This window comes from Bacillus sp. ok061 (assembly GCF_900108285.1).
Taxonomy (GTDB): Bacteria; Bacillota; Bacilli; order Bacillales; family Bacillaceae_G; genus Bacillus_A; species Bacillus_A thuringiensis_S.
Genome location: NZ_FNUW01000042.1, coordinates 20,799 through 41,714 on the forward strand (window position 1 = coordinate 20,799; position 20,916 = coordinate 41,714).

The following is a 20,916-nucleotide window of genomic DNA, read 5'->3' on the forward strand; positions in this document are numbered from 1 at the left end:
AGAAGAAGTAACGGAAGAAGAAAAAGCGAAAGCCAAGGCGAAGGCGGTGGCAGCGGCCAAGGCAAAAGCGGCAACATTGGCGAAGCAGAAAGCCTCGCAAGGTGATGGGGATTCGGGAGATGAAAAGGCAAAGGCAATTGCAGCGGCAAAAGCGAAAGCAGCAGCAGCTGCAGCTGCAAGAGCGAAGACAAAGGGAGCTGAAGGTAAGAAAGAGGATGAGCCGAAGCAGGAAGAACCGTCCGTAAATCAGCCGTATTTAAATCAATATGTTGAGGCTATTAGGGAGAAGGTAGGAGAGGGTGCATTAGTAGATTCCTACATTAATAAACTGTCAAAGGATGTGCCGACTCTTGTGGTAGATCCCGAAAAATATTATGAAGTGATGGAGTCACTGCGATTCCATGAAGGACTTGCTTTTGATTATATGTCAGAGCTACATGCGACGGATTTTGTGACACATATGGAAGTATATGTTCATTTGTTTTCATATGGTAAGAAACAATCGGTAGCGGTGAAGGTAAAGCTAGACCGGGAAGAACCGCAAGTTGAATCTGTGACAGCGCTTTGGAAAGGGGCTGACTGGCCGGAGCGAGAAGCATACGATTTGCTCGGCATTGTATTTAAAGGGCATCCGAATTTAACGCGCATTTTAATGCCAGATGATTGGGTAGGACATCCGCTTAGAAAAGACTATGAACCGTATGATGTGGAGGTGTAGCTATGATCCGTACGGAAGAGATGCTTTTGAATGTAGGACCTCAGCATCCGAGTACACATGGTGTGTTCAGGCTCGTAATTAAGATTGACGGGGAAATTATTAAAGAAGCTACACCGGTTATTGGGTATTTGCATCGCGGGACCGAAAAGATTGCTGAGAGCTTACAGTATACGCAAATTATCCCTTATACAGATCGAATGGACTATTTATCAGCCATGACGAATAATTACGTCATTTGCCATGCTGTAGAGACGATGATGGGGCTTGAAATTCCGGAGCGTGCCGAATACTTGCGAGTACTTGCGATGGAGCTAGGGAGAATTGCAAGCCATCTCGTTTGGTGGGGGACGAATCTTCTTGATATAGGAGCGGTCAGCCCGTTTTTGTACGCGTTTCGTGAACGAGAGATGATTATAAATTTATTAAATGAATTATGCGGGGCACGGCTTACTTTTAACTATATGAGAGTTGGCGGTGTGAAGTGGGATGCGCCAGATGGTTGGATTGAAAAGGTGGAAGAGTTTGTTCCGTATATGAGAGAGCAATTGGCAGGTTATCATGATCTTGTTAGCGGTAATGAGATTTTCTTAAATCGTGTGAAAGGCGTTGGTATATATAGCGCGGAAGAAGCGATCTCGTATTCTTTAAGCGGAGCAAATTTGCGGTGCACTGGAGTAAACTGGGATCTTCGCAAAGATGAGCCGTATTCGATTTATGATCGTTTTGATTTTGATATTCCTGTTGGAAGCGTGGGAGATGCTTGGGATCGCTACGTTTGCCGAATGCAAGAAATCGAGGAGTCTTTAAAGATTGTTGAGCAAGCAGTTCAGCAGTTCCCGAAAGATGGAGCTGTGCTGGCAAAAGTACCGAAAATTATTAAGGCACCTAAGGGAGAAGCGTTTGTACGTATCGAATCGCCGCGCGGAGAGATTGGTTGTTATATCGCTAGTGACGGAAAGAAAGAGCCGTACCGTTTGAAGTTTCGTAGGCCATCTTTTTATAACTTGCAAATTTTACCGAAGTTATTGAAAGGTGAAAACATCGCTAATTTAATTACGATTTTAGGTGGAGTTGATATTGTACTTGGGGAGGTTGATGGCTAATGATTGAGACGCTCTTACAATCACCTTCAAGCTGGACGAATTTCTTCATTTTTTTCGGATTAGCGGTGCTTCTACTATTTGCAGTCCTTGGCTTCGTTACATATGGAATTTTGGCAGAACGGAAAGTGATGGGGTTTATGCAAGGGCGGATTGGACCAAACCAGGTTGGAGGCCGATTCGGTTTACTGCAAACGGTAGCTGATGTTTTAAAACTATTATTGAAAGAAGATAGTATTCCGAAAGCAGCAGATAAACCACTGTTTATATTAGCACCTGTCATTGCATTTGCGCCAGCATTTATGGTGCTGGCAGTTATCCCGTTCACTGATAAATTTCAATTTGCCGATATTGGAGTCGGGCTACTTTATTATATCGCTGTTTCCGGTATTACGACGATAGGTGTTGTAACTGGGGGATGGGCGTCGAATAATAAATATTCCCTTTTAGGAGGGATGCGTGCGGCGGCACAAATGATTTCTTATGAGATTCCGCTCGTAATGAGTGTAATTGGTATCGTTTTGTTAGCTGGTAGCCTGAATTTAAATGAGATTGTAGCGGCGCAGGAGAAGGTTTGGTACATTTTCGTGCAGCCAATTGGCTTCGTCGTTTTCTTAATTGCAGCAGTTGCAGAGTTAAATAGGACGCCATTCGATTTGCCAGAAGCGGAGTCAGAACTTGTTTCTGGATATCATACGGAATACTCAGGTTTTCGCTGGGCGTTTTTCATGCTTTCAGAGTACGTATATTTCTTCGGGATGGCATCGTTAATTACAGTGCTCTTTTTAGGCGGGTGGAATCCAGTCATGTTTCTTGGATTTATCCCAGGTGCCGTATGGTTTGCTTTGAAATTTAGCAGTGTAGTCTTTCTATTAATTTGGTTCCGCGTTACATTCCCGCGTATAAGAGGTGACCAGTTAATGGAGTTTGGTTGGAAAGTATTATTGCCGATTGCACTTGCAAATATTTTCTTAACGGCATTGATTAAGGAGTTATTCTTTTAATCTATGAGGGGGGTGCCAGTAAGAGATGAAAGGACTATTTAAAGGATTAAAATATACATTAAGTAATTTGAGCAAGAAGAAGGTAACGTATGATTATCCAAATCAACCGTTGCCGTTGCCAGACCGTTTTCGAGGAATTCAAAAATTTTATCCGGAGAAATGTATTGTTTGTAATCAGTGCTCTAACATTTGTCCGACAGACTGTATTCAGTTAACAGGAAAGAAACATCCGGATCCTACGAAAAAAGGAAAAATTATCGACACGTATGATATTAATTTTGAAATTTGTATTCTTTGTGATTTATGTACAGAAGTTTGTCCGACAGAGGCAATTGTCATGACAAATAACTTTGAACTCGCGGAATATTCACGTGATGACTTATTTAAAAATTTACAGTGGCTTGACGAAAACGACGAAAATGTCAGGAAGGAGAATAAAGCATGAATGGCGAGTTTGTAGCATTCTTTATACTATCCTTGTCTGCAATTATCGGCGGTGTTCTTATGTTGAACTTAACGAAAGTTATGCACATGATGCTAGCTCTCGTTCTGACATTTCTAAGTATTGCAGGTTTGTATTTTCTTTTATCAGCCGAATTTATAGGCGTTGCACAAATTTTACTTTACTCTGGTGCAATCACAATTATTATGATTTTCGGCATTATGTTAACGAAACATAACGCGGAAAATGAATCGCGTCTTACTCTTCGAAAATGGATTATCTTCTTTGCAGTTGTAGCATTTGGAGCGGTTATGTATTTCGCTGTTAATAATGTTGATTTTGCAAATGAAAGCACACAAGGAAGTTTACCTCTCCATGAAAACAATACACTTCAAATCGGTACGCTTCTCTATTCAAAATATATTATCCCATTTGAATTAACTTCAGTTATTTTACTTGTAGCACTCGTTGGCGCGATTGTACTTGCGAAAAAGGATGAGAAAGAGGAGGGTTCCAATGAGTAGCGTTCCAGCTTCTGCATATTTAACACTTGGGATTATTTTGTTTTGCATCGGTCTATTTGGAGCTTTAACAAAGCGGAATACAGTAATCGTATTAGTTTGTATCGAATTAATGCTGAATGCTGCCAATTTAAACTTAGTGGCGTTTAGTAAATTAGGCTTATTTCCGAATTTAACAGGTCAAATTTTCTCACTGTTTACGATGGCTGTAGCGGCAGCGGAAGCGGCGGTAGGACTCGCTATTTTAATTGCTTTATATCGTAATCGTACGACAGTTCAGGTGGATGAAATGGATACGCTCAAAGGATAGCATTGTGACCGAAAAAGGGGGAAGGAAACAATGATCGATTATGCATGGCTCATACCGCTTTTCCCACTCGTTTCGTTTTTGTTACTTATTATATTTGGGAAGAAAATTAGAGAAGGAAGCAGCGTACTTAGTATTTTTTTCGTCTTTCTCTCCTTTATACTTGCGGTACTTGTGTTAATAGAAAGGTTTTCAGAAGCAAGCGTGAAGCATAAGTGGGTGTGGCTTAGAGCTGGAGATGTGGATATATCATTCGGCTTTGAAGTGACTGCATTAGGAGCTTTAATGTTATTTATCGTGACGCTTGTGAGTCTACTTGTACATGTGTATTCGAAAGGTTATATGAAAGGTGATGAACGATTACCAACCTTTTACGCATATTTAGGACTCTTTACATTTGCGATGTTAGGGCTTGTTATATCAACGAATTTATTACAGCTTTATATATTTTGGGAATTAGTTGGCCTTGGCTCATTTTTACTTATCGGTTTTTATTTCTTTAAAGAAGAAGCGAAGGCTGCTGCAAAAAAGGCTTTTATTATGACCCGTATTGGGGATGTTGGTTTATTTATCGGGATGATTTTAATTTTTTGGTACGCAGGTAGTTTTGAATATGACGCAATATTTAGGGCGATTTATACAGGGGATCTACCTCCTTACATGATTACAATAACGGCGATATTAATTTTTATCGGGGCGATGGGGAAATCAGGTCAGTTCCCGCTTCATACGTGGTTGCCAGATGCAATGGAGGGGCCAACGCCCGTTTCGGCACTTATTCACGCGGCGACGATGGTCGCAGCTGGCGTATATTTAGTAGCGACGATGTTCCCTCTATTTTCAGCAAGTACAGTGGCGATGCAGACAGTGGCAATCGTTGGAGCTTTCACTGCAATCTTTGCGGCCTCTATCGGTCTTGTGCAAACAGATATAAAGAGGGTGCTTGCTTATTCTACAGTTAGCCAGCTCGGGTATATGATGCTCGCGTTAGGTTCTGCCGGTTATGTAGCTGGTATATTTCATTTAACGACACATGCTTTTTTTAAAGCACTACTATTTTTGGCGGCAGGAAGTGTAATTCATGCTGTGCATACGCAAAACATTAATAAAATGGGTGGTTTACAGAAGAAGATGAAAGTAACTGGTACGCTATTTTTAATAGGTACTCTTGCCATTAGCGGTGTTCCGCTCCTTTCCGGTTTTTTCAGCAAAGATGAAATTTTAGCGGCGACGTGGATGAATGGCAATTACGTTTTATTTACTTTAGCGGTAATTGCGGCGTTTTTAACAGCGTTTTATATGTTCCGCCTTTACTTTCTTGTCTTTACTGGAGAAGTGAAGACGAAGGAAGAAGTGCATGAATCGCCTCGCGTTATGACGTATCCAATGATTGTTCTCGGCGTTCTCGCAGTAGTGGCAGGATATATAAATACACCATGGTTTGGGACGTTTCTCGGAGATTGGTTGACGAAAGATGTAGGGTTTAAGGTTGAAGAAGCGCATGGACCAGTTTGGATTATGATTGTTGCGACACTCGTTTCATTTGCGGGAATCGCTCTTGCATATTTCATATATGGCAAGAAATCAATTTCTAGAGATTGGGCTGGGGGTACGAAAACATCGCTTTATAATCTTTTGAAAGAAAAATATTATGTGGATGAACTATACAACATGACGGTGATTCCTATTACGAAAGGAATCGCTCATGTGCTTCGCTTATTTGAAGTGTATGTAGTCGAAGGAATTGCAGTTTTAATTGCAAGTGTAGTTAAAGGCACAAGTAATCTTGGATCGAAACTTCAAAACGGGAATGTACAAGTGTACGGTACTGTAACGGCGGTTTCGCTCGCTGTACTCGTCATTATTTTGCTCTATACGGGAGGGGATTTACGATGAATGATTTGTTGTTAACGTTCTTCATTTTTTCCCCGCTTTTAGGAATTTTATTGCTTGTATTAACACCGAAAAAGGAATTGCGTACAGTGCGGGCGCTTGGCTTATTTGGGACGGCACTTCCATTTGGAATCGCCATCGTCCTCGCTTGTACATATGCTTCTGGAAAGAGCTTGTCACTATTTGATGAAAAGGTGAAATGGATTAAGTTCGGAGATTTTACAGCGGTGGATAAAAGGTGGTTTTCTATTTATTACGAGCTCGGTATTGATGGTTTGTCGCTTGTCATGATGGTACTGACGGCTCTTCTAGCGATGCTTGCAGCAATTGCAGCCTTTTCTATTAAAAGCAATTTGAAAGCATTTTATATGCTGTTACTCATGCTAGAAATAGGGATGCTCGGCGTCTTTGCTGCTCAAAATTTAATGTTGTTTTTTATCTTCTTTGAAATTACGTTGCCACCAATGTTTTTATTAATTGGGAAGTGGGGAAAATTGTCGAGTGAAAAGGCTGCTTATAGTTATTTAATATATAACGGTATCGGCTCAGCTATTTTGCTCATTGTTTTCTCAATTTTGTTCGCGAAAACAGGTACAACAAATATTGTGGAGCTGAAAGAGATATTAAGAAGCGTAAGCGCAGGGGGAGAACTCGTCATCCCAAGTAGCTTGCAGCTTGGTGTATTTATTGCCATAATGATTGCCTTTGCAATTAAACTACCTGTTTTTCCGTTGCACCGCTGGATGGTTAATGTACACATAGAAGCGCATCCAGCTGTAGTTATGCTTCATGCGGGTGTTTTGTTAAAGATTGGAGCGTACGGTATTATTCGCTTCGGGAAAGGGTTATTCCCGGAATATTTTCACGATGTTGCAACGCTAATTGCGATATTAGGCGTAATTAATTTATTATACGGTGCCTTTTTAGCGCTCATCCAAACGGACTTTAGGAAAGTCCTCGCTTACTCTAGTATTTCGCATATGGGAATTGTGTTAATGGGACTTGCGTCACTTAATGCACCTGGTACACAGGGAGCGCTATTCCAAGTTGTATCACATGGTTTAATTGCAGCCTTGCTCTTCTTCTTACTAGGTGTTATAGAACAACGATTTGGAACTTCGGATATTACGGTGCTAGGCGGACTTGCGAAAAGTGTACCGATACTTAGCGGATTCTTTTTAGCAGGAGGAATGGCATCGCTTGGATTACCAGGGATGTCTGGGTTTGTTAGTGAATTTCTTGCCTTTCTCGGTTTATTTCAAGGGGAGCCAGTTATTGCTGCAGTCGGTGTGATTGGCATCATTTTAACGGCTGTATATGTATTAAGAGCGACACTTCAAGTGACATTTGGAAAGAAAGAGTGGGAAGCAAAATCTGATATACACGGATGGGAGTATGTCCCTGTTTTACTACTTATCTTTTGTATTATTGCAATTGGAGTTATGCCAGAGATACTAGGGGATCCGCTTCAAAATACATTGAAAACATTGGGGGTGAAGTAGGATGGATATGAATACGTTAATTAGCTTATCGTGGCATCTAATGGTGCCAGAATTTATTATTCTTGGGGCCGCCATCCTTCTTTCCATATGTGATTTGTTTTTTAAGCTGAACCATAGATATGTAGCTCTTGGTGCGATTGCTGCCATCGTATTAGCAATTGTGTCATTAATTACGCTATATAGCGAACCAGCTGGAGATATTTTAAATGGATCGTTTGTGTTAGATGGATTTTCAAAAGGGTTTAAAACGTTGTTATTAGGCGCCTCAGCTCTCATTTTATGCATCGCAATGAGCGATGATAAGAAGAATCCGATTGAAGATAAGGGCGAATATTATTACTTATTTTTAATGGCACTTCTTGGCGCGATGTTCATGGCTTCTAGTGTTGATTTTATTACCCTTTTCGTTGGTTTGGAGTTACTTTCACTTTCTTCTTATATTTTAGTCGGAATACGAAAAAAGAGCCGTGCATCAAATGAAGCGGCAATGAAATATGTCATTAGCGGAGGAATTGGAACGGCGATTACGCTCTTCGGAATGAGTTATTTATACGGTATTACAGGTTCAACTAACATTGTAGATATGCAAAAGGTACTCACTGGGGAGCTCGCTAGTGGTATTCAGTTATTGCTAGCTCTCGCATTTCTTTTATTGCTAGTCGGTCTCTCATTTAAAATTGCCACAGTGCCGTTTCATATGTGGGCACCTGATGTGTATGAAGGAGCGACTACACCTGTTACCGCTTTTCTTGGAACGATTTCTAAAATTGCTGGGTTCCTACTCATTATTCGTTTGTTCCTTATGGTTTTTGCAAGTGTATTAATACAAGGAGATATGCAATCTTTATATGGGCATATGAGTATATATATTGCGGTGCTAGCAAGTATTACGATGATTGTTGGGAATGTAGTCGCGTTAAAACAATACAACATAAAACGTTTATTTGCTTATTCAGGCATTGCGCATGCTGGGTATTTGCTCGTTCCACTTGTAGCATTATCACCATTTACGCTGGATAGCATGTGGTTTTATATGCTGGCATACATGCTTATGAATATAGGCGCGTTTGCCATTATCCACGGCTTAATCTTACAAAACGATAAGGAAAACATAACGATTTTCACCGGATTATATAAGAAATCACCATTTGCAGCGATCATGATGACAATCTTTATTTTATCGCTGGCCGGGATACCAGGGACGGCTGGCTTCATTGGAAAGATTAACATCTTTTTAGGCGCGCTTCATGTAGAGCCAGCACATTACGTACTAGCTTCGATTATGATGGGTACGACAGTTGTTTCATTCGTATATTATTTCCGTATTTTACAACAAATGTTTTTCCGCACCGGAGAGACAGAAGAGAGGATACGGTTACCGTTAAATATAAAGGTTGTTATGAGTCTTTGTGCAATTTCGATTGTAATACTAGGGATTATGCCGATGATTGGGTACAATTTCTTTTATGAATATTTTCCATTAATGAAAGATTTCTTCTTCTTAGGGAACGTGGTACAATAGTGAAAATAAAAGGTGTGGAGTCAGTACTCTGCGCTTTTTATTTTGTGTTAACTTGTAATGTAGATATACGTTTTTTGAAAGAAAATCACGATGTAAAATGTAAGATGTCTATTTGCATTTGAAAAAGTGTGGCTCCTACTTATTATGGTATCGTTTTTATATTCTTTCATAAGTAGTAGCTGAGTAAAAAGGGGTCGATTTTTTGGCACAAATTTTAGGGCAACAAGCACTGATTGCCATTGTTTCGCATTTATTGTTTATTACCATTACGTGGTGGGCTTTGCAAGGCATTCACATTGAGCGTTTAATGAAGTCCGGAAAAGTGCTGCAGACGCGAGTATTACTCATCTTAATTACAATTGCAATTGGGACATCTGTAAGTAACTTTTTCCTTGATTATTTAGGCTATTCGAAGAGTTTAACGTATTTAGTAAAGTAAGTGTATAGAACCTCAAATCTCCGTTAACAATGGGGATAGGAGGGGATGAAATTGAAGCTTAAAGCCATTCTTATTGTTGCACTTAGTGTTGTTTTATTTTTGGTTGGATATAGAGAGATGAAACCGATAAGCGATGAACAGAAAATGGAGAGCATGATTAAGGCTTTAGAGAAAAATGATGCTAAAGTAGAAAAATGGTCATGGTTAGCTAGAGAAACAAAAACAATTTCTAATATACATACGTTTCAAAAGTTGTTAAACGATGTGAAGGACAAGGCAAATATTCAAAAGTGGGAAGTAGAGCAATCTCCAGATGGATATAAAGCTACATCCTATAAAAAGTTTGCTTCTCATGAAGAACGAGTAGTAGTAACTTGGAGTAAAGAAAATACTAAAGAAAACACTTTCATTATCTTTGAAGTAAGTGGGGCGAAATGGGACCCGAAGTATGTTCAAAAAGTGAATAAAATTTTTAGTGAAAAACCTATAATTTACACTTGTGTTCAAGGTGTACTGAATGATAAGATTGAAGGTGTTTTGCAAAATAAAACCAATCAGGTTTTGAAAGATCTTTCAGCAAGAGCGATCGAACAAGTAGAAGAAAGAGCATTTGTGTCAGTCTCCGCATACAATAAAAAGTGGGATGACGCTCTTTCAACAAATAGAGAGAAAATAAATGTGCAAATAGCAATACGTTCTACAGACAACAAAGATACAATTGTGGTTGGCACACCGATCATAACTTCTGAGTATTGAGTGAATAGATACTGAAAAAAGGACACGGAGGGGAATAATTTGGAAAAGATCATCGTCCGTGGCGGAAAGCGGTTAAACGGCACAGTGCGTGTTGAGGGCGCAAAAAATGCTGTATTACCTATAATCGCTGCAGCCCTATTAGCGAGTGATGGAAAGAATGTACTATCTGAAGTACCAGTTTTGTCTGATGTATACACAATTAATGAGGTATTACGTCATTTAAATGCTGAAGTCGTATTTGAAAATAATCAAGTAACAATCGATTCTTCTAAAGAACTAAACATTGAAGCACCATTTGAATATGTACGTAAAATGCGTGCATCTGTTCAAGTAATGGGACCATTATTAGCACGTAATGGTCGTGCTCGTATTGCACTTCCTGGTGGATGTGCAATCGGTTCACGTCCAATTGACCAACATTTAAAAGGCTTCGAAGCAATGGGAGCAAAAGTACAGGTTGGTAACGGTTTTGTTGAGGCATATGTTGAGGGAGAACTAAAAGGAGCTAAAATCTACTTAGACTTCCCAAGCGTAGGCGCGACAGAAAACATTATGTCTGCAGCTACATTAGCAAAAGGGACAACAATTCTTGAAAACGCAGCGAAAGAACCAGAAATCGTTGACTTAGCTAACTTCTTAAATGCAATGGGAGCGAAAGTACGCGGAGCTGGAACTGGAACGATTCGTATCGAAGGCGTTGATAAATTATATGGTGCAAACCACTCTATTATTCCTGACCGTATTGAAGCGGGAACATTCATGGTTGCAGCAGCAATTACTGGTGGAGACATCTTAATTGAAAATGCTGTACCTGAACATTTACGCTCAATTACAGCGAAAATGGAAGAAATGGGTGTTAAAATTATTGAGGAAAACGAAGGTGTACGTGTTATCGGCCCAGATAAGTTAAAAGCGGTTGATATTAAAACTATGCCTCACCCAGGTTTCCCAACAGACATGCAATCACAAATGATGGCATTATTACTACAAGCTGATGGAACAAGCATGATTACAGAAACGGTATTCGAAAACCGCTTTATGCACGTTGAAGAATTCCGTCGTATGAATGCTGATATTAAAATTGAAGGTCGTTCTGTTATTATGAACGGTCCAAACAGCTTACAAGGTGCTGAAGTAGGCGCAACTGATTTACGTGCTGCAGCTGCATTAATCTTAGCTGGTTTAGTATCAGAAGGTTATACTCGTGTAACTGAGTTAAAACATCTTGACCGTGGTTATGTAGATTTCCATAAGAAATTAGCTGCATTAGGTGCAACTATTGAACGTGTAAACGAAAAAGTAGAAGAAGTGAAAGAACAAGAAGTTTCTGATCTTCACGCTTAATTGAAATAGTCTCTATGTCTTTTGACATAGGGGCTATTTTTTTGGGTTATTACTGTTATAGTCAATAAATTCTATACTTATGCACGTACCAGTAAAAATATTTAGAAAATTTACGTTTTATGCTCTTCCTCCTTAAGTATGTTCTAAAAGAAAGAGTTGTTCCATAAGAATGAATGGAGTAAAGCTTTTATATTGGGGGAAAATAGGATGAAATTTTCAAAGCCACTTTTTATTACAGTAGCGCTCTTAATAGCGCTCGTTATCATTGTACCTGCAGCCCTTGTTATCCCATTTGCGAAAGCAAAAGTAGGGGAAGAAACGGCCTCTAAAACTCCTCCAGCGATAGAAAGTATACCAGCTCCAGGAAAAGTAGATACAGCGGTTCAAGTTGCTGTATATCGTGAGAAACAGAAGAAGGTAGAATCATTGCCTATGGAGGAGTATGTGACCGGTGTAGTAGCTTCTGAGATGAATGCCAGTTTTGAAATAGAGGCACTAAAGGCACAGGCATTAGCAGCGAGAACATTTGTAGTACAACGTATGCTAAGCGGAGGAAAGAAAAATAATGCGGACGTGACAGATACGGTGAAAGATCAAGTGTACAAAAGCAAAGATGAATTGAAGAAGCAATGGGGCAATAACTACGAAAATAATGTAAAGAAAATCGAAGAAGCCGTTTCGAAAACAGCAGGACAAGTTTTAACATATGATGGAAAACCAATTTCAGCATCCTTTTTTTCAACGAGTAATGGCCGGACAGAAAATGCGGCTGATTATTGGGGAAATGATTATCCGTACTTGAAAAGTGTAGATAGTCCGTGGGATCAAGCCTCTCCAAAGTTTACGAGCGAGCAAACATTTACAGTAGCTGATTTTCAAAAACGTCTCGGTGTGAAAGTGCTGGCAGACGGGAAGGTTGGAAACATTAAAGACCTTACGGAAGGAAAGCGCGTAAAGGATGTAGCTTTTCAAGGAAAAACATTAACAGGAAAAGAAGTTCGTGAAAAGTTAGATTTACGTTCTTCTGATTTCACGTGGAAACAACAAGGAGATAAAATCATCGTTACAACGAAAGGCTTTGGCCACGGAGTTGGTATGAGTCAATACGGGGCGAACGGTATGGCAGCAGAAGGAAAGAAATATACAGATATCGTCGCCCATTACTATAAAGGCGTTGAAATAAAGACGATGAATGATTATGAAGGAAAATTGATGGTGAAGAAATAGGTGTCAGAACTCTGGCGCCTATTTCTTCTGTTTGGAATAGAATAATTTTCCATTAATTGTTTGATATAATAGGATAAAAAGTATTTGGGGGAGACGAAATGGCGCTACTGGAGTTAAAGCAGTTAGGGAAGACGAACCAGTTACCAGAAATTGAGCTAAAGGTTGAAAAAGGACAATGTATTGTTTTGCAATGCAATAATCATACAGCTAAAGTGTTACACCGCATCATTATTGGTGAAGAAGAAGCGTCGACTGGCAATGTATTGTTTGAAGGAGAAGCAATTGGAAAGAAAAATTATTCCCGCATCGGTTTTTGTTTTTTGAAAGATGAGGCATATGATCGTTTGAAGGTGAAAGAATACTTTAAGTTTTTAATAGGGCTTTATGAATCAAAGATAAGTATAGAAGAAGTTGTGAAGTCTGTTGGTCTCCTAGATAAACTAAACGTTAAAATAGAAAAACTATCGTTTTCAGAGAAGCGTCGTCTTCATATTGGACGAATTATGATTCATAATCCGGATTTAATCATTTTGGAAGAACCGGAGCAAAATGTAGATACAGAGAGTACGGTTATTATTCGAAAAGCAATCATGAAAATGAAAGAGCAAGGAAAGGCAATCTTTATTACGTCATCATTTCTATCGGATGCCCTTTCGTTAACAGAGGATGTATACATATTAAACAACGATGGTGTGAAAAAGATAGAAATTGAGCAAGAGGAAGTGGAAGAAGTCGATGAAGAAAAAGTCATTCAAATGATTCCGCAAATGAAGTTAGAAAGAATACCAGCGAAAGTGAACGATAAAATCATTTTACTTGATCCGATGGAAATCCATTTCATTGAAACGCAAAATGGAGTAACACATATTCACGTTCGTGAAGGCGATTTCGTATGCGCCTTAACATTAAGTGAACTAGAAGCGAGATTAACAGGTTTTGGTTTCTTTAGATGTCATCGCTCGTACCTTGTAAATTTACAAAGAGTACGAGAAGTGATTACATGGACTCGTAACAGTTTCAGTTTAATTTTGGATGACGAAAGAAAAAGTTCAATTCCGCTTTCAAAAGGACGCATGGATGAATTAAAAGGTGTGATTGGACTATAAAAAGTGCTCCAATAAGCTCAACATGCGATTCATTCACCGGTAAAAATACTCCTTTTACCGGTATTTTACTGCGTAATCCCTTTGTTTTTCATATGATTGAGTCAAGACAAGCGAAACAAATAAACGAAAAGCGCTAAAGCGACTTTCATCTATAAAGAAGAAAAACAAAGGGGATGAAGAAATGACATTGGCAATTGAAATGAAAGATGTAATGAAAAGTTTCGACGGAAAAACGGCACTTGGAAATGTAAATATTGAGGTGAAGCAAGGAGAGATTTTTGGATTCCTTGGACCGAGTGGATCTGGTAAGACGACAACAGTAAAGATTTTAACTTCTCAATTGCTTCATAGTGTTGGAACGGTAAGAGTATTAGGGAAAGATATTACAGGCCCAAGTAGCATCGATTACAAACGAATTGGTATTTTAACAGATAACAGCGGCTTATATGAAAGACTTAGCATTTATGATAACTTACTATTATTTTGTGACTTATACGATTGTAAAAAAGAACGAATCGATGAAGTACTAGCACAAGTAAATTTATTAGATGATAAAAAAACACCAGTAAAGAAACTATCAAAGGGAATGAAGCAACGCGTCACACTAGCAAGAGCAATCCTTCATAAACCAGATATTCTCTTCTTAGACGAACCAACATCTGCACTCGATCCAGTAAACGTACAAAACATTCATAAAATCTTAAAAGACTTAAATGAAGAAGGAACGACGATTTTCTTAACGACTCACAACATGGATGAAGCAGAAACGCTTTGTAACCGCATTGCCTTCCTTTGTGGCGGAGAAATTGTAGCACTTGATACGCCAGAGAACCTACGCTTACAATACGCTAAGGATCAAATAGAGGTCGTATTAAAAGATAAACAAAAAGAAGTAGTGCAAAAAGATGAATTAGGCGCAAAACGTATTTCAGAATGGATGAAAAAGGGCGAACTGTTATCTATTCATTCATACGAACCAACGCTAGGCGATATCTTTATTGAAGTTACTGGGAGGGGATTATAATGACATTTTCAATGAAACGGTTTTCGGCTATTGTAAGAAAAGAAATAAATGATGCAGGTAAAAACTCACAAGTTATATTAATGGCGCTATTACCTATTCTACTTGCTGTATTCTATAGTAATATGGATTCTGTAAAAGAGTTCTTTGCAGGTTTTATTATTGTAATGACGATTACCATGGTGGGAAGTTATGTGCAAGCAATTATTATTGCAGAGGAGAAGGAAAAACACACGTTACGAGTATTGATGTTGTCTCCAGCAAGTCCAATAGAAGTTATTTTAGGTAAAAGTGTATTAACTGTATTTTTTGTACTAGCATCTAGTTTTATTAGTTTAGTGATTTTAGATACTTTTAAAGGAAATATTGGTATGCTAGTTATTATTATTTTAATAGGAACATTGTTATGTGTCGTTTTAGGTACTATAGTTGGCTTACTATCCCAAAATATAGCACAAACATCTATATTGGGGCTTCCGATTTTTATAATATTCATAATGGGGCCGATGCTACAAGAAATGGTTAAGAATGAATTTATTATAAAAGTAGTTAATCTTCTTCCGACAAATCATGTTATGGAGGCATTGCAAAAAGTTATAAAGGGAGAAGGGTTTATTGCGATTCAAGAACATATTTTAAACAATACAATTTGGACTATATGTCTTATCATTCTTTGTATTATTGTGTATAAAAAGAAACAATTAGACTAAAAACTGAGCTGAAACGCTCAGTTTTTTCTTTTTTCTATCATTTCCTCGGAAATTTTACAGTTCTTATACATATTTTTACAGATTTTGTCGAAAAGTAATTAGTTATGCGTTGTATAGGATACGTGAATATTGTTCAAAATGATTGCTGAGGTGATGATGGAATGCGAGGAAGAAATAATAAAAAGTCGCAAAAGGTAGTACATTTATTTCAAAAAAGATGGGTGTTTCCGGCACTATACATTGCTTGTGCAGCGGTAATCTTAATGGTTGCGCTATGGTTCCAAGGAGCTAATCCGAAGAAGACTCCAAACCACGATCAAGCAACACCGTATACACAATCGGAAGATCCAGCAGTACCAGTAACGAAATCTTCAGAAGTAGTGAAAATGCCAGCTGCCGCGAATGCGGAAGTAGTCGTACAGAAGAAATTCTATGAAGATGCAGCAACTGAGGCGGAACAAGAAAAAGCACTTGTCTTTTATAACAACACATATTCCCCAAACAAAGGAATTGACATTGCTGCGAAGAATGGAAAAGAATTCAATGTTGCTGCTGCTTTAAGTGGTACAGTAACGAAAGCTGAAAAAGATTCACTTCTTGGTTATGTTGTAACAGTTGATAGTGGAAATGGTGTAGCGGTATCTTATCAAAGCTTAGGCAGTGTGAAAGTAGAAAAAGGTGCACGAGTTGCACAAGGTGAAGTATTAGGAACATCCGGTCTAAGTGCAATGAATAAAGAGGCAGGCTCTCACGTTCACTTTGAAGTACGTAAAGACAATGTGGCTGTGAATCCTGAACGTTACTTAAATAAATCAGTAACAGAAATTAAAGCTGATGCAGGTGCTGCAAAAGCTACGAATGCTTCTGGTAAAAAAGCTGACGACAAATCTCAAAAAGAAGAGAAGTCAACGAGCACGAAACCAGAAAATAAAACAGAAGACAAGTCTCAAAAAGAAGAGAAATCAACAAGCGGTTCAACTAGTGACAAAAAAGAAGAACCGAAGAAAGAAGAAAAATCAACAAATGGTTCTACAGAATCATCTAACGATTCTTCTTCACAAGAATAAGAAAGTGAAAAAATCAGTTCTCACTAGGAGAGCTGATTTTTTTATTTCTATATAAAAATAATCAATTTCGAGAAAAAAGTTGCAAAAACAAGGAAAAATGACGAGATTCTCGAATATATATTACAAAAGGGAGGGGATACTGTGTCATTTTTATTTGTTCTGTCGACTGCTATTATTTTATTGTTTGTTTTATTCACTTTATATTATTATATTGCCGGTAAGAAAGAGGTTCCCCACCATCAGTTGTTAGAAGAAGAATTGGAACGAGAAGAATGACGCCTTTTATACAAGGTGTCATTTTTTTTGGCCATAATAGTCAGTTTTAACGTATTTCTCACAAAAAAACATAATTTTTCTTAACTTAGTCCGCAAAAATAGTGAACATGTAGCATATATCAGTAGTGCGGGCAATACAATGGTATAAACCAAAGCAAAGAGAGTGTTTGAGGTGAGAAATCGTGAATCATTTCATTATAAATCCAAGAATGTTTAACGCTTACAAACAGCACTCACACTTACTTCTTAGTCGTATGCAGCGAGGCTCATTTCACCCTTCTCACATCCAAATTAGGGAGGCGAGTGGTGTGCACGATTACATCAAAGAGAGAACTATCAAGATTGGTAAGTATATCGTGGAGACAAGAAAGACAGTGCGTGTCATTGCAAAGGAATTTGGGGTATCAAAGAGTACAGTCCATAAAGATTTAACAGAACGTCTACCAGAGATTAATCCAGAGCTCGCAAATGAAGTAAAAGAAATTCTTGATTATCATAAGTCTATTCGTCATTTAAGAGGTGGAGAAGCAACAAAGCAAAAGTATAGAAAAGAAGATGTAGAGAAGCCTGTACGTCAATAATGTTACAGTAGCAAACATTCCGTTCACATTCGGTAATATTTTTCAGAAGAATTCTTTTTGCGAATATTACGTTTCTGTTAAATTTATGATAAAATCAGAAATTAGGTGAAAAGAATTCGGGTGTAACCTGATTTTGAATATCGAGGAGGAAAAAACGGGAATGTTTGCGCGAGATATCGGAATTGACCTAGGTACGGCTAATGTATTAATTCATGTTAAAGGTAAGGGTATTGTATTAAACGAGCCATCTGTTGTGGCAATTGATCGTAATAGTGGTAAAGTATTAGCAGTCGGTGAAGAAGCGAGAAGTATGGTGGGACGTACGCCTGGTAATATTGTAGCAATTCGTCCGCTTAAAGATGGTGTAATAGCAGATTTCGAAATTACAGAAGCAATGTTAAAGTATTTCATTAACAAATTGGACGTAAAGAGCTTCTTTTCAAAACCTCGTATTTTAATTTGTTGTCCAACAAATATTACATCAGTAGAACAAAAAGCAATTCGTGAAGCTGCTGAACGTTCAGGTGGTAAAACAGTATTTTTAGAAGAAGAACCAAAAGTAGCCGCAGTTGGTGCTGGTATGGAAATCTTCCAACCAAGCGGTAACATGGTTGTTGATATTGGTGGAGGTACAACAGATATCGCTGTACTATCTATGGGTGATATTGTTACCTCTTCCTCTATCAAAATGGCTGGCGATAAGTTTGATATGGAGATCTTAAACTATATTAAACGTAAGTATAAGCTATTAATCGGAGAACGTACTTCAGAAGATATTAAAATTAAAGTTGGTACAGTATTCCCAGGTGCACGTAGCGAAGAACTTGAAATTCGTGGACGTGACATGGTAACAGGCTTACCACGTACAATTACAGTATGCTCTGAAGAAATTACAGAAGCATTAAAAGAAAATGCAGCTGTTATTGTACAAGCTGCAAAAGGTGTACTAGAGCGCACACCACCAGAATTATCTGCAGATATCATCGACCGCGGTGTTATTCTAACAGGCGGTGGAGCTTTACTACACGGTATCGACATGCTTCTAGCAGAAGAACTAAAAGTACCAGTATTAATTGCTGAAAACCCAATGCACTGCGTTGCGGTTGGTACAGGTATTATGTTAGAGAATATCGACAGATTACCAAAGCGTGCTTTGAGATAATTTGAAAGAACTAAGGCTGACGCCTTAGTTCTTTTTTTCGTTTTTATATTTTTTTATTTTGTTTTTTTGCGAAAATGGAAGGAAAATAGAGAAATATGAAGGAAACAGGTAAAATATTCATATATATGGTTAAATTTAATATTTCCTTATTTGAAAACGTTTATAATATAATGAGTCGAATACGACATTAAGGCAAATAATGTTTCAATACATATTGCCTTTCCCTAATTTGGGCATACACTCTTTTCCACCTCCGTGTCAGTTGCAAAAATGTGCAACTATTTTAATGGAATAGAGTGTGTGCATTTTTTTTAGGAAGGCGTACTAAATATAAAATGTTACTTTGTAATGACAAATAATAAACAAAATGGGATAATAGCAATATGTCCAAGTGGTAAGACCAATATTACAAAAGGGGCGATTGTTACATGCTAAATATAGAACAAATTAAAGAAATCATTCCTCACCGCTATCCATTTTTACTTGTTGATAAAATATTAGAAGTAGATGAAGGAAAAAGAGCGGTTGGGATTAAAAATGTATCCGCAAACGAAGAATTCTTTAACGGACACTTCCCTGACTATGCAGTTATGCCTGGTGTACTTATTGTAGAAGCATTAGCACAAGTCGGAGCAGTTGCAGTATTAAAGAAAGAAGAAAACCGCGGAAGACTTGCTTTCTTTGCAGGTATCGACAATTGCCGTTTCAAAAAACAAGTACGCCCAGGTGATCAGCTTCGTCTAGAAGTAGAAATGACACGCGTACGCGGCCCGATTGGAAAAGGAAAAGCGATCGCAACAGTGGATGGTGAAGTTGCATGTGAGGCAGAAATTACATTTGCGATTGGTGATAAAAAAGAATAGAAATTAAAAAAATCTCCTTGTGAAAAGACAAGGAGATTTTTTTAATTTCTGCTATATAACGATGAAACGATAATATACAAACTAATCAGAAAATAACTTGTAAATAGATGGAAATTACCATATACTTACTTTATTATTTATCTAGAAAACAGGATAAGTGATAAAGGTAATAAAGAAATAAGGGCATTGTCATATTGTTAAGGTACTTAAATAAGACAAAGTAGAATGTTATTGATTATGATGAAATGTGGGGAAATCAGCAAGAAAATTAATTAAACGTATGAAATCGAGCATAAAAGAGAGAAAAGGGAAATGTCGCATTTCACAAAAGGAGATTATGAATATGTTCGGGAGAAAGAAAAGAAAACCATTACGACAATTAATTACACATAAAGAGCCTAAATCGCGTATTACAGAACAATACCGTAACATTCGTACAAACATTGAGTTTACATCTGTAGATAATCATGTTCGTTCTATCATTGTTACTTCAGCAGATCCAGGTGATGGTAAAACAACAACAATCGCAAACTTAGCAGTTGTTTTCGGACAACAAGGAAAAAAAGTTTTATTAATTGGAGCTGACTTGCGTAAGCCGACGATACAAAACTTATTTGCCATTCATAGTTCAAATGGGTTAACGAACTTATTATCAGGACAAGCAAAACTTATGCAATGCATTCAAAAAACAGATATAGAGAACGTATACTTAATGGCAGCAGGTCCAATCCCGCCAAACCCAGCAGAACTATTAGGGAGCCGGGCAATGGATGAGGCTTTGCTAGAAGCATATAACATGTTTGATATTATATTAATCGACACACCACCTGTCCTTGCGGTTACGGATGCACAAATACTTGCAAATAAATGTGATGGAATCGTACTCGTTGTACGCAGTGAAAAGACGGAAAAAGATAAAATCGTAAAAGCGAAGCAAATATTAGATAAGGCATCAGGAAAACTACTAGGTGTTGTTTTGAACGATAAAAGAGAAGAAAAAGAGCAGTATGGTTATTACTGAAATATAAAAAAGCCAATAAGAATGAAGTGAACCCCGAAAGTTAGACAGGTCGTTTCATTAGGCAGGCTCTAGGGTATGAGCCCGGTATTGTACTGGGCTCATACCCTTTAATTTTGCCTTAATTCTTTTATGATTATAGTATTCTATATACTTTGCTAATTCTTGTTTGAAATGTGTTATACTTTCAAATTCTTTTCGATACAGAAATTCCGATTTCATGATACCGAAGAAATTTTCAATAACGGCATTGTCATAACAGTTTCCTTTGCGAGACATACTTTGAGTTATGCCACAATTCTTAAGAGAATGACGGTATTGTTTCATTTGATAGTGC

At 38.0% G+C, this 20,916-nt stretch carries 23 protein-coding genes; 22 read left to right on the plus strand and 1 reads right to left on the minus strand.

Annotation, left to right across the window (positions count from 1 at the left end):
* The 22 genes from C4S65_RS31015 to C4S65_RS31120 all read left to right on the plus strand — a co-directional run.
* A partial coding sequence (locus C4S65_RS31015) for an NADH-quinone oxidoreductase subunit C (protein ID WP_142391605.1) occupies nt 1-718 on the plus strand: 718 nt, incomplete at its 5' end.
* 2 nt (nt 719-720) lie between these two features.
* Nucleotides 721-1,821 carry an NADH-quinone oxidoreductase subunit NuoD gene (nuoD, locus tag C4S65_RS31020; protein ID WP_000621434.1) on the plus strand — a complete coding sequence of 367 codons (1,101 nt, stop codon included), beginning with the start codon at nt 721-723 and terminating at the stop codon, nt 1,819-1,821.
* Nucleotides 1,821-2,822 (plus strand): NADH-quinone oxidoreductase subunit NuoH, encoded by a 1,002-nt coding sequence (nuoH, locus tag C4S65_RS31025; RefSeq protein WP_000573426.1) that lies wholly within the window; start codon nt 1,821-1,823, stop codon nt 2,820-2,822. Before nuoD ends, nuoH begins: the two co-directional genes overlap by 1 nt.
* A gap of 25 nt (nt 2,823-2,847) precedes the next feature.
* A complete protein-coding gene (gene nuoI / locus C4S65_RS31030) occupies nt 2,848-3,267 on the plus strand; it encodes an NADH-quinone oxidoreductase subunit NuoI (protein WP_000677191.1) in 420 nt (139 codons plus the stop codon).
* Nucleotides 3,264-3,788 (plus strand): NADH-quinone oxidoreductase subunit J, encoded by a 525-nt coding sequence (locus C4S65_RS31035; protein WP_001012815.1) that lies wholly within the window; start codon nt 3,264-3,266, stop codon nt 3,786-3,788. Before nuoI ends, C4S65_RS31035 begins: the two co-directional genes overlap by 4 nt.
* Nucleotides 3,781-4,095: an NADH-quinone oxidoreductase subunit NuoK gene (gene nuoK, locus C4S65_RS31040; protein ID WP_103945795.1), complete on the plus strand. Its 315-nt coding sequence runs from the start codon at nt 3,781-3,783 to the stop codon at nt 4,093-4,095. Before C4S65_RS31035 ends, nuoK begins: the two co-directional genes overlap by 8 nt.
* Before the next feature lie 30 nt (nt 4,096-4,125).
* The gene (gene nuoL / locus C4S65_RS31045; protein WP_061667078.1) at nt 4,126-5,988 is read left to right on the plus strand and encodes an NADH-quinone oxidoreductase subunit L; all 1,863 of its coding nucleotides are present in this window, start codon (nt 4,126-4,128) and stop codon (nt 5,986-5,988) included.
* On the plus strand, nt 5,985-7,487 hold the full coding sequence (locus C4S65_RS31050; protein WP_000998944.1) for an NADH-quinone oxidoreductase subunit M: 1,503 nt from the start codon (nt 5,985-5,987) through the stop codon (nt 7,485-7,487). Before nuoL ends, C4S65_RS31050 begins: the two co-directional genes overlap by 4 nt.
* A 7-nt stretch (nt 7,488-7,494) precedes the next feature.
* Entirely contained in the window at nt 7,495-9,009 is a 1,515-nt protein-coding gene (gene nuoN, locus C4S65_RS31055) for an NADH-quinone oxidoreductase subunit NuoN (protein ID WP_042973461.1), read from the plus strand.
* Between the two features lie 202 nt (nt 9,010-9,211).
* Nucleotides 9,212-9,448 (plus strand): DUF1146 family protein, encoded by a 237-nt coding sequence (locus C4S65_RS31060; protein WP_086407143.1) that lies wholly within the window; start codon nt 9,212-9,214, stop codon nt 9,446-9,448.
* 45 nt (nt 9,449-9,493) lie between these two features.
* Nucleotides 9,494-10,204 (plus strand): YwmB family TATA-box binding protein, encoded by a 711-nt coding sequence (locus tag C4S65_RS31065; RefSeq protein WP_003272396.1) that lies wholly within the window; start codon nt 9,494-9,496, stop codon nt 10,202-10,204.
* Nucleotides 10,205-10,243: 39 nt separating this feature from the next.
* Complete coding sequence (murA, locus tag C4S65_RS31070) at nt 10,244-11,548, plus strand: UDP-N-acetylglucosamine 1-carboxyvinyltransferase (protein ID WP_000411275.1); 1,305 nt, start codon at nt 10,244-10,246, stop codon at nt 11,546-11,548.
* A gap of 207 nt (nt 11,549-11,755) precedes the next feature.
* Nucleotides 11,756-12,775, plus strand: a complete 1,020-nt coding sequence (gene spoIID, locus C4S65_RS31075; RefSeq protein WP_000672653.1) for a stage II sporulation protein D — start codon at nt 11,756-11,758, stop codon at nt 12,773-12,775.
* A 98-nt stretch (nt 12,776-12,873) separates the two neighbouring features.
* Nucleotides 12,874-13,881: a LytTR family transcriptional regulator DNA-binding domain-containing protein gene (locus C4S65_RS31080; protein ID WP_001185958.1), complete on the plus strand. Its 1,008-nt coding sequence runs from the start codon at nt 12,874-12,876 to the stop codon at nt 13,879-13,881.
* A 181-nt stretch (nt 13,882-14,062) separates the two neighbouring features.
* Nucleotides 14,063-14,905, plus strand: a complete 843-nt coding sequence (locus C4S65_RS31085; RefSeq protein ID WP_000170821.1) for an ABC transporter ATP-binding protein — start codon at nt 14,063-14,065, stop codon at nt 14,903-14,905.
* Nucleotides 14,905-15,612, plus strand: a complete 708-nt coding sequence (locus tag C4S65_RS31090; protein ID WP_000144421.1) for an ABC transporter permease — start codon at nt 14,905-14,907, stop codon at nt 15,610-15,612. The genes C4S65_RS31085 and C4S65_RS31090 overlap by 1 nt, the downstream gene beginning before the upstream one ends.
* Nucleotides 15,613-15,773: 161 nt before the next feature.
* Nucleotides 15,774-16,679 (plus strand): M23 family metallopeptidase, encoded by a 906-nt coding sequence (locus C4S65_RS31095; protein ID WP_001214922.1) that lies wholly within the window; start codon nt 15,774-15,776, stop codon nt 16,677-16,679.
* A gap of 141 nt (nt 16,680-16,820) precedes the next feature.
* Nucleotides 16,821-16,955 (plus strand): hypothetical protein, encoded by a 135-nt coding sequence (locus C4S65_RS31100; protein WP_000008903.1) that lies wholly within the window; start codon nt 16,821-16,823, stop codon nt 16,953-16,955.
* A gap of 308 nt (nt 16,956-17,263) precedes the next feature.
* Nucleotides 17,264-17,536 carry a sporulation transcriptional regulator SpoIIID gene (gene spoIIID, locus C4S65_RS31105; RefSeq protein WP_000544012.1) on the plus strand — a complete coding sequence of 91 codons (273 nt, stop codon included), beginning with the start codon at nt 17,264-17,266 and terminating at the stop codon, nt 17,534-17,536.
* A 160-nt stretch (nt 17,537-17,696) separates the two neighbouring features.
* Complete coding sequence (locus tag C4S65_RS31110; protein WP_000457978.1) at nt 17,697-18,698, plus strand: rod shape-determining protein; 1,002 nt, start codon at nt 17,697-17,699, stop codon at nt 18,696-18,698.
* 428 nt (nt 18,699-19,126) lie between these two features.
* Complete coding sequence (gene fabZ, locus C4S65_RS31115) at nt 19,127-19,561, plus strand: 3-hydroxyacyl-ACP dehydratase FabZ (RefSeq protein WP_000931959.1); 435 nt, start codon at nt 19,127-19,129, stop codon at nt 19,559-19,561.
* A gap of 343 nt (nt 19,562-19,904) precedes the next feature.
* Entirely contained in the window at nt 19,905-20,582 is a 678-nt protein-coding gene (locus C4S65_RS31120) for a CpsD/CapB family tyrosine-protein kinase (RefSeq protein ID WP_000467945.1), read from the plus strand.
* A gap of 57 nt (nt 20,583-20,639) precedes the next feature.
* Here the strand turns inward: C4S65_RS31120 and C4S65_RS31125 are convergent.
* The coding region (locus tag C4S65_RS31125) for an IS3 family transposase (protein ID WP_142391604.1) at nt 20,640-20,916 on the minus strand (277 nt) is incomplete at its 5' end.